Raw genomic sequence first — 8,056 nt, forward strand, 5'->3', positions numbered from 1 at the left:
CCTTCCTCCCTTCCTCCCTTCCTCCCTTCCTCCCTCCCGTCTCCGTGCTCTCCCGTCCTGCGCGTCCCGCAATCGGACCGGAGCCTCGTGCATCGAGCTCGTGCATCGACCCGGCCGCGCTGACAGCACGCGCCGCGCACGCGTACACACGGGAGAGCGCCCGCTTTCCCACGCCCCGCCGTATTGCAGCCGCATTCCTGCGATGAAGCGGGAGGGCGGGACGCAGCGTTGACTTGGCGCCCCGCAACCCGCACCTTCTCGCCGTCGCCGGGTCGGGCTCCCCTGAGGAACCGGCCCGAGCGGCCACCATCGGGTCGTCCGGCCGGCATTCGGGCACCACGAGACGGAACGGCGCGCGCGAGCTGCGGCTTTCGCAGCGGCCGAGGACCGAAACGGGGGAGAGACGTCACCGATGAACGCGGTCCGCACCGACCTCGCTCACATCGCCATCGACCTTGGGGACGAGCCGCCGCTGCGCACCCGCGACGCGCGCAACGCGCCGCCCGACCGGCACCGCATCTCGATCCGCTGGCTGACGAGCACCGTGCTCGCGGCCCTCGCGTCCACATGCCTGATGTCCGGCGCGCTCTATGCGGCGCTCGACGGCCGCCCCTCGGTGGTGCGTGCCGGCACCGCGCCGCTGGCGCTGGCCCCCGCCGCCGCAGCGCCCGGCAACGTCGCCAAGGCGGACTTTCCCCTGAGCGGCGAGGATGCCAGCGAAACCCGCCGCATCCTGCGCCTCGGCACCATCTCCCGCGACGGCGAGCGCGACATCATCCGCATGCGCCCGTTTGCGCGGGTCACCACCCCGCTGGTCACCTCCGGCGATGCGGTGGTGGACGACATCCCGGCCTTCGATCCGCTGCGGATCTTCGCCGAGGCCAACGCCTCGACCGCCGACACCGCGATGAACGACACGCTCTACGGCGCCGACGTCGAGAGCGAGATGGTGGTCAAGGTGGTCGACTTCCCCGTCGACGACCGGACCCTGGCGGCGGTGACGCCCATGCCGGAAGCCGCGACCGAGGCAATGGTGCGCGAGCAGGCCCGCTTCCTCACCGGCGCGACGGTCGAGGTCGCCGCGCTGCCGCTGGTCGATCCCTCGCGTTTCGACTTCGGCTTTGCCGAACGCAATTCGCTCGACGAGCTCGGCGTGCGCATCATCCCCGAGAATGTCTCCTTCGTGCCGAAGACCGACGATCTGCCCGAGCGCAGCGACTACCGCGAGGAGAAGCTGATCGACGTCCAGCGCGGCGACACGCTGGAAAGCCTGCTGATCGACAACGAGGCGACCGACGACGAGGCGCTGGAAATCGACAGCACCTTCCGCGACGATTTCAGCATTGCCGGCGTCGCCCCGGGCGAGAAGCTGCGGATCGCGCTGGGACCGGCCAACGACGGCACGGGCCGCTACCAGCCGGTATCGGTGTCGATCTACCGCGGCACCGAGCATGTGGCGACGGTCGCGCTCTCCGACCAGCAAGCCTATGTGCCGGCCCAGGAGCCGGCGGCTGCCCCCGCGCTTGCCGACGGCGGCCGGCCGACCGCCGCCGCCAAGCGCCCGCGGCTCTATCCGAGCCTCTACCAGACCGCGCTGGCCAACGACGTGTCGCCCCGGCTGATCGACGACCTCGTCCACGTCATCTCCTATGACGTCGACTTCACTCGCGGGTCAATCCGGGCGATTCGCTGGACCTGCTCTATTCGCTGTCCGAAGACGGGCTCGAGACGCCGGACGCCTCGGAGATCGTCTATGTGGGCATCACCATCGGCGGCGAGGAGCGGCGCTACTACCGCTTCCGCGACCCGGACGACGGCACCGTCGACTACTATGACAAGGCCGGCAAGAACGCGCAGAAGTTCCTGATGCGCAAGCCGATGTCGGTCGGCACCTTCCGCCGCGGCTTCGGCATGCAGCGCCATCCGCTGCTGGGCTATGCCCGCATGCACACCGGCGTCGACTGGTCGGCGCCGCGCGGCACGCCGATCATGTCGTCGGGCGACGGCGAGATCATCAAGGCGGGCTGGATGTCCGGCTACGGCAACTACATCGAAGTGCGCCACAGCAACGGCTATGCCACCGCCTACGCCCACATGACCGGCTTTGCCAAGGGCATGAAGAAGGGCGCGCGGGTCCGCCAGGGCCAGGTGATCGGCTATGTCGGGTCGACGGGCCTCTCCACCGGGCCGCATCTCCACTTCGAGATCCTCGTCAACGACCGCCAGGTCGACCCGATGCGCATCCGCCTGCCGGAGGGCAAGACGCTCGAAGGCGAGGCGCTGGCCAGCTTCGAATCCGAACGGGCCCGCATCGACGCGCTGGTCAACGGCACCCCCGCCACCCTCGCCGCGGCCGGCACGATCGAGGGCGGCTGATCCAGGACTGTTGATCAGGCCGGCTTGCGCCGCCGCACCGCCGCCGCCAGCGGGCACAGGATCTCGAAGATCATCGACACGCCCACCCAGGCGGTCCCGCCCGAAGTGTCGAACGGCGGCGAGACCTCGACAAGGTCGGCGCCGACGAGATCGACGCCCTCGAGGCCGCGCACGCATTGCTGCGCCGCGAAGGTGGTCGGCCCGCCGATTTCCGGCGTGCCGGTGCCCGGCGCAAACGCCGGGTCGATGAAGTCGATGTCGAAGGAGCAGTAGGTCGGCGCCGTGCCGACGATCGCCCGCGCCTCGGCCATCACCGCCGCCGGCCCGCGCTCCATCAGCTCCTCGATCATCACGGTGCGCACCCCGACGTCGCGGGCGAAGGCCATGTCCTCGCCGTCATACTGGGTGCCGCGCAGGCCGATCTGCACGATCTTCGTCGGATCGAGCAGCCCCTCCTCGATCGCGCGCCGGAAGGGCGTGCCGTGGGTGTAGCGGAAGCCGCCGAAATAGCTGTCGTAGAGATCGGTGTGCGAATCGAAGTGGATCATCGCCAGCGGCCCGCCGAAGCGCTTGCGCAGCGACCGCAGGATCGGCAGCGAGACGAGATGGTCGCCGCCCGCGCTCATCGGGGTGATGCCGGCCGAGACGACACGGTCGTAGAAGTCGGTGATCCGGGTCAGCGAATCGCCGACGTCGGCCGGATTGACCGGGCTGTCGCCGAGATCGGCGCAGTTGACCGTGGTGAAGGGCGAAAAGCCCGTCACCGGATGCAGCATCCGGATCATGGTGGAGAGATCGCGCAGCTGGCGCGGCCCGTGGCGGGCGCGGGGCGGTTGGTGGTGCCGGCGCGAAGGGCACGCCGATCAGGCCGATATCGACCCGGGGAAACAGCGGCGAGCCGAAATCCACGGCCGGCAGGCGCATGAAGGTCGGCAGCCCGGCAAAGCGCGGCAGCACGAAGCCGGAAATCGGCAGGAAATCGGAACTGGTCTCGCTCATGGTCCCTCGATCAGGCGGGAAGGGCGCCGGCCGGACACCCGTCCGCGTCAGGCGCTGCCGGAATGGTCTCTGGCATCAGACGCGATTTTCTGCTGCGGGGCAACATCGCCCGGCGCATCGCCGAATTCGAGACGCGCGAGGAAGCCGGTGGCCGTCGGCGCCGCGGCGAACCTTGCCCGGTGCAGCAGCGCGATCCGCTGGACGATCCGCAGCCCGATGCCCAGCCCACCGGTGGTGGCCGTCGCCGGACTGGCGCGCGCGACGACACCGTCGCCCGCGGCGCCGTCATCCTCGACCTCGATGACGGCCGCCGTGACCCGGACCACGATCGCCCGGCGGGCGGCCGCATGCCGCACGGCGTTCTCCACCAGATTGCGCACCGCGTCCTTCAGCAGCGGGGCCACCGCCGGCACCGACCGGCTGGCCGAAACCTCCAGCGCCAGCGAGTGGCCGCTGTCGTAGACCCAGGGCGCCAGCGTCTCCACCACCTCGGTGGCAAGATCGCCGAGATCGACCGGGGTGAAGGCGGCATGGTCGAAGCTTTCCAGCCGCGCCAGCGCGGTCAGCTGCTGCACGAATCGCGCAAGCTCCTCGATGTCGGCCTCCGCCTTGCGGGCGCGCGGATGGTCGATGTGCCCGAGTTCGAGCTGCACCGCCGCCAGCGGCGTGCGCACCTCGTGGGCGATGCCGGAGGTGAGCAGGCGCTGCGAGCGCATCAGCTCGCCGATCCGCGCGAACGCCCGGTTCACCGCGTCGGCCAGATGGGCGATCTCGCGCGGCATGCCCTCGGTCGGCAGCTTGGAGCGCTGATCCAGCGGATCGATCGCGTCGGCCGCAAGCGCCGCCGCCCGCACCGGCATCAGCGCCTGGCGCACCGACAGCAGCGTACCGCCGAGGACCAGCAGAAGGAGCAGGCCCATCGGCACGATCATGTGGTCGACGATCTCGTGCAGCAGCACGTCGGACACCACGTCATCCGGATCGCCGAGGGTCACCACCTCGACCAGCACCGCATGACCGTCCACGGTGAAGGACCGTCCGCCGGCCAGCGTCAGCGGCTTGCCGGGGGTGATGGTGCGGAGCCAGAAGGTCGGCGGCCGGAGGTCGAGGGGCAGGAAATGCTCCTCGCATTCGTGGTCGCAGGAGGAAAACAGCACCGGACCGTCGCTGGCCCGGACCCGGGCCGCATAGCCGCGCCCGGGCGCGCCATAGCGTCCTGCGTAACGATCCGGCAGCCTGAAGCTGCCATTGCCAAGGCCCGCCGCAAGGCCCTCGGTCTCCCGCTCCACGAACAGGCGGGAAAGCTCGTCGTCGTTCCAGTAATAGTCGGAGACGACGACGGCGAGCTGCACGATCATTGCCAGGATCGCGAAGAAGGCGATCCGGCGGGCGAGAATCGAGCCGAGCGGCGCGCCGGGGGCCTTCATGCCTCCACGTCCCGCAGCAGATAGCCGACGCCGCGCACGGTCTCGATCGCGACGCCGGTGGGCTGGCCCTCCAGCCGCTTGCGCAGCCGCGAGACCACAAGCTCCACCGCATTGGGGCTGCGTTCGTCGCCGAATTCCGAGAAGGCATGTTCGAGCCGGCGTTTGGGCACCACGCGGCCGGCCTCGCGCAGCAGCAGTTCCAGCATCGTCCGCTCGGCCGGGGCCAGGACCAGCTCGCGGCCGTCGCAGCGCACGCTGCGGCTGGCGAGATCGAAGCTGAGATGGGCGAATTCGAGCACCGGCAGCAGCGTGGTCGGCGCGCGCCGCAGCAGCGCGCGCACCCGGGCCAGCAGTTCGCGGTTGTTGAACGGCTTGAGGAGATAGTCGTCAGCGCCGGCATCGAGGCCGGCGATCCGCTCGTCGACGGCGCTTCTGGCGGTCACCACGAGCACCGGGATCTGCCGTCCGTCCCGGCGCAGGCGGCGCAGCAGCGCAAGGCCGTCCTCGTCGGGCAGGCCGAGATCGAGCAGCAGCACGTCGTAGTCGGCGGCTGCCAGCGCCAGCTCGCCCTCCTCCGCCGTCGCGAAGGCGTCGATGCGCCAGCCGACGTCGCGGATCGCCTCGCAGACCAGATCGCGCAGGCGGGCGCTGTCCTCGATCAGCAGAAGTCTCATGCCCGCTTGCGCCCCGTGACCATGGCCCAGACCAGATTCTCGCGGTGCCTGACGCTCTGGACGATCGCCGCGCCGGCATGGACGAACGCCAGGACCATGATGGCGTTGGCGAAGACCTCGTGCAACGTCTCCAGCCATGTCTCGCCCCAGAAGGCGTCGAGCGTGGTCATCCAGCCGGTGAGGCCGGTGACCGCCAGAAGCGCCATCAGCGTCAGCAGCATCACCGAGGCCAGCGGCGGATGGCCGAGGCGGCGCACCTCCTGCCCCGCCATCAGTTCCCAGACATGGCCGGAAAGCCGGCGGCGGGTCGGGAAGAAGTCGGCAAAACGGGCGTGTCGGCTGCCGATGAAACCCCAGACCAGACGGATCGCCAGCGCGCCGAGGATCACGTAGCCGGTGATACGGTGCGCAGACTTGCCCTCCTCCAGGATGAACAGGTTGAGGAGGCAGCCGGCGACCACGGTCCAGTGGAACAGGCGCACCACCGGATCCCAGACCTTGACGCTGCCCGTCGGCGCCCCCGCCGCCGGAGCGGTGGCGCGGACGCGGCCGGAGGAGGGCTGCGCGCCCTCCCCCCTGCCGATCTCGAGGTCGGCGCCGGTCATCACTCGATCTCGGATTTCACGATCTCGCCGGAGACCGGATTGAAATAGACCTCGGCGCGCTTGCCCTCCTTCGTCCAGCCGTAGATCTCGTAGCAGCTGCCGGACACCTGGAAGGTCTTCACCTTGTAGCCGAGCGCATCGATCTTCGCCTTCATCGCCGCCTCGCTCATCCACTTCTCCTTCGGCTCCGCCGTGCAGTCGGCGTCGGCAAGCGCGGCGGTGGGGGCAAGGGCGAGCAGGGCGGCGGCAATGAGTTTCAACTTCAGGGTCATGGGAAGTGTCCTCGGCTGTCGGCCCGGCCTCGGGCCATGACCGAGGGATAGCCGCTCCCGCCTGTCGAACACCTGTCGCCTCCGGCATCCGGTTCGTCGATTGCAGATTTGCATGCAGCGTTATATATCTTGCTATACGTTCAGGAGCACCCGACATGTCCGATGATCTCGTCCGCCACCTCGGCTATCTCGCCCTCGGCACGCGGCTGAAGCGGCTGGGCGAACGGCTGCAGGCCGGCGCGGATGCCATCTTCGCGGAGGCGGGGATCACGGTGAGCGCCGCCCAGCAGCCGTTCCTCGCCGCGCTCGACCGCCTCGGCCCCTCCGGCGTCGGCGAGATCGCCAGCGCCCTTGGCATCAGCCAGCCCGGCGCGACCCGTGCGCTCGGCCAGCTCGCGGCCCTCGGGCTGGTCGCGATCACAACCTCGCCGGACGACAGCCGCCGCCGCATCGCCTCCCTGACGAAGACCGGCCGGCAACTGGTCGAGACCGCAAAGGCCGAGGCCTGGCCGCGGATCGACGCGGCGGTCGCGGATCTGTGCGAGGATGTCGCCGGTCCGCTGCTTGCCCAGATCACCGCTCTGGAAGAGGGTCTCTCGCAGCGTCCGCTCGGGGAGCGCCCCCGCAACACCTCGCCGGCCACGGCGCACGAACGCCCCGCCATCAAGGACAGCACCGTGAATGGTTCGCCGGCAAACCACCTGCCCCACCCGCTGGACCGGCCGATCTTCACGGCGCTCGGCACCCGCCACGCCGCCCTTGCCGAAGGCGGCGACCTGGCCCGGCGCTATCCGCCCGACGTCAGCCCCTTTGCCGCCAGCCGCGACGACGCGCCGGACAGCCTTGCCGCCCTCGCCCGCCTGTTGCGACCGGGCGAAACCCAGATCCTGCTGCAGGCGGACCCAATCCGCCTGCCCGCCGATCTTGCCGCCACCACCACCGCCGACGCGGTGCAGATGGTGGCAATGCGTCCCTTCGCCCCGGTGGACGACAGCGAGATCATGCCGCTCGGTCCGGACGATGCCGCCGAGATGCTGGAACTCGCGCTGCTGACGAAACCCGGTCCCTTCTCCCTCCGCTCCCAGGAGCTTGGCCGCTTCTGGGGCATCCGCCGCAACGGGCGACTGGTGGCGATGGCCGGCGAGCGGCTGAAGGCCCCGGGCCACACCGAACTCAGCGGGCTCTGCACCCATCCCGAGTTTCGCGGCGAGGGCCTCGGCAGGCGCATGTTGCTCCATGTTGCCGGCCGGATCTCGGCCGCCGGCGAGGTGCCCTTCCTCCACGCCTATGCCAGCAACACCTCCGCCATCGCCCTCTACGAGCGGATCGGCTTTGCCCTGCGCAGCCCGATGCATGTGGCGGTGATCGGGCGGGCGTGAAGCGGGTCAAGTCAGGATCGCAACGGCGCCCCTTGCGCGCGTGGCGGCCGGGACCTGCTCCGGGAGACGCATCTTCCTCGCCAACGGAAGTCGCATGCTCCCCGATAACCGACACGGCCAGACGACATTGCAAGCTCACCCTTGGCAACCACCTGCGCGCGTTCAGATCATTCATCCGCACACAGCCATGCGGCAAGTCTACCCAACACTTGCGCAGGCCATGCAAGACGGATAGTCTTCTCTTGATACTTATTCAGAAGAGTTCCCGGTGTTGTCCGGCCGGATCGCCCGCTGATTTCCGGCTCCGGGAAGACGTGATGCGCG

The 8,056-nt window shown here is 69.7% G+C and carries 7 protein-coding genes and 2 pseudogenes; 4 read left to right on the top strand and 5 right to left on the bottom strand.

The genetic code is table 11. The annotated features are described in order from the left end of the window. Positions 1-412 precede the first annotated feature (412 nt). Together A6302_RS18120 and A6302_RS21595 are read left to right on the top strand one after the other, a co-directional pair. Entirely contained in the window at positions 413-1,867 is a 1,455-nt protein-coding gene (locus A6302_RS18120; protein WP_083255886.1) for a hypothetical protein, read from the top strand. Continuing rightward, positions 1,756-2,376: a M23 family metallopeptidase gene (locus tag A6302_RS21595; RefSeq protein ID WP_141703912.1), complete on the top strand. Its 621-nt coding sequence runs from the start codon at positions 1,756-1,758 to the stop codon at positions 2,374-2,376. The genes A6302_RS18120 and A6302_RS21595 overlap by 112 nt, the downstream gene beginning before the upstream one ends. Before the next feature lie 14 nt (positions 2,377-2,390). On the opposite strand, the pseudogene A6302_RS18125 reads toward A6302_RS21595, so the two are convergent. From A6302_RS18125 to A6302_RS18145, 5 genes and pseudogenes are all read right to left on the bottom strand, one after another. Then, positions 2,391-3,375: pseudogene (locus tag A6302_RS18125) on the bottom strand (agmatinase). 47 nt (positions 3,376-3,422) lie between these two features. Further along, complete coding sequence (locus tag A6302_RS18130; protein ID WP_069308214.1) at positions 3,423-4,802, bottom strand: ATP-binding protein; 1,380 nt, start codon at positions 4,800-4,802, stop codon at positions 3,423-3,425. Then, a complete protein-coding gene (locus tag A6302_RS18135) occupies positions 4,799-5,476 on the bottom strand; it encodes a response regulator (protein ID WP_069308215.1) in 678 nt (225 codons plus the stop codon). The genes A6302_RS18130 and A6302_RS18135 overlap by 4 nt, the downstream gene beginning before the upstream one ends. Then, complete coding sequence (locus A6302_RS18140; protein ID WP_069308216.1) at positions 5,473-6,081, bottom strand: cytochrome b/b6 domain-containing protein; 609 nt, start codon at positions 6,079-6,081, stop codon at positions 5,473-5,475. The genes A6302_RS18135 and A6302_RS18140 overlap by 4 nt, the downstream gene beginning before the upstream one ends. After that, positions 6,081-6,347, bottom strand: a complete 267-nt coding sequence (locus A6302_RS18145; protein WP_069308217.1) for a PepSY domain-containing protein — start codon at positions 6,345-6,347, stop codon at positions 6,081-6,083. Before A6302_RS18145 ends, A6302_RS18140 begins: the two co-directional genes overlap by 1 nt. A gap of 161 nt (positions 6,348-6,508) precedes the next feature. Between A6302_RS18145 and A6302_RS25895 the strand changes: the two are divergent. Continuing rightward, positions 6,509-6,787: pseudogene (locus A6302_RS25895) on the top strand (MarR family winged helix-turn-helix transcriptional regulator); the annotation flags it as partial. Positions 6,788-7,054: 267 nt separating this feature from the next. Continuing rightward, on the top strand, positions 7,055-7,732 hold the full coding sequence (locus A6302_RS18150; protein WP_069308218.1) for a GNAT family N-acetyltransferase: 678 nt from the start codon (positions 7,055-7,057) through the stop codon (positions 7,730-7,732). The last annotated feature ends 324 nt before the right edge of the window (positions 7,733-8,056 follow it).

Origin of the sequence: Methylobrevis pamukkalensis (assembly GCF_001720135.1) — a bacterium.
In the GTDB taxonomy this organism is placed as follows: domain Bacteria; phylum Pseudomonadota; class Alphaproteobacteria; order Rhizobiales; family Pleomorphomonadaceae; genus Methylobrevis; species Methylobrevis pamukkalensis.

Bases quoted from the DNA above. Each gene is read 5' to 3' on its own strand.
- A6302_RS18130 (WP_069308214.1), bottom strand. From the start codon at position 4,802: ATGAAGGCCCCCGGCGCGCCGCTCGGCTCGATTCTCGCCCGCCGGATC.
- A6302_RS18120 (WP_083255886.1), top strand. From the start codon at position 413: ATGAACGCGGTCCGCACCGACCTCGCTCACATCGCCATCGACCTTGGG.
- A6302_RS18140 (WP_069308216.1), bottom strand. From the start codon at position 6,081: ATGACCGGCGCCGACCTCGAGATCGGCAGGGGGGAGGGCGCGCAGCCC.
- A6302_RS18135 (WP_069308215.1), bottom strand. From the start codon at position 5,476: ATGAGACTTCTGCTGATCGAGGACAGCGCCCGCCTGCGCGATCTGGTC.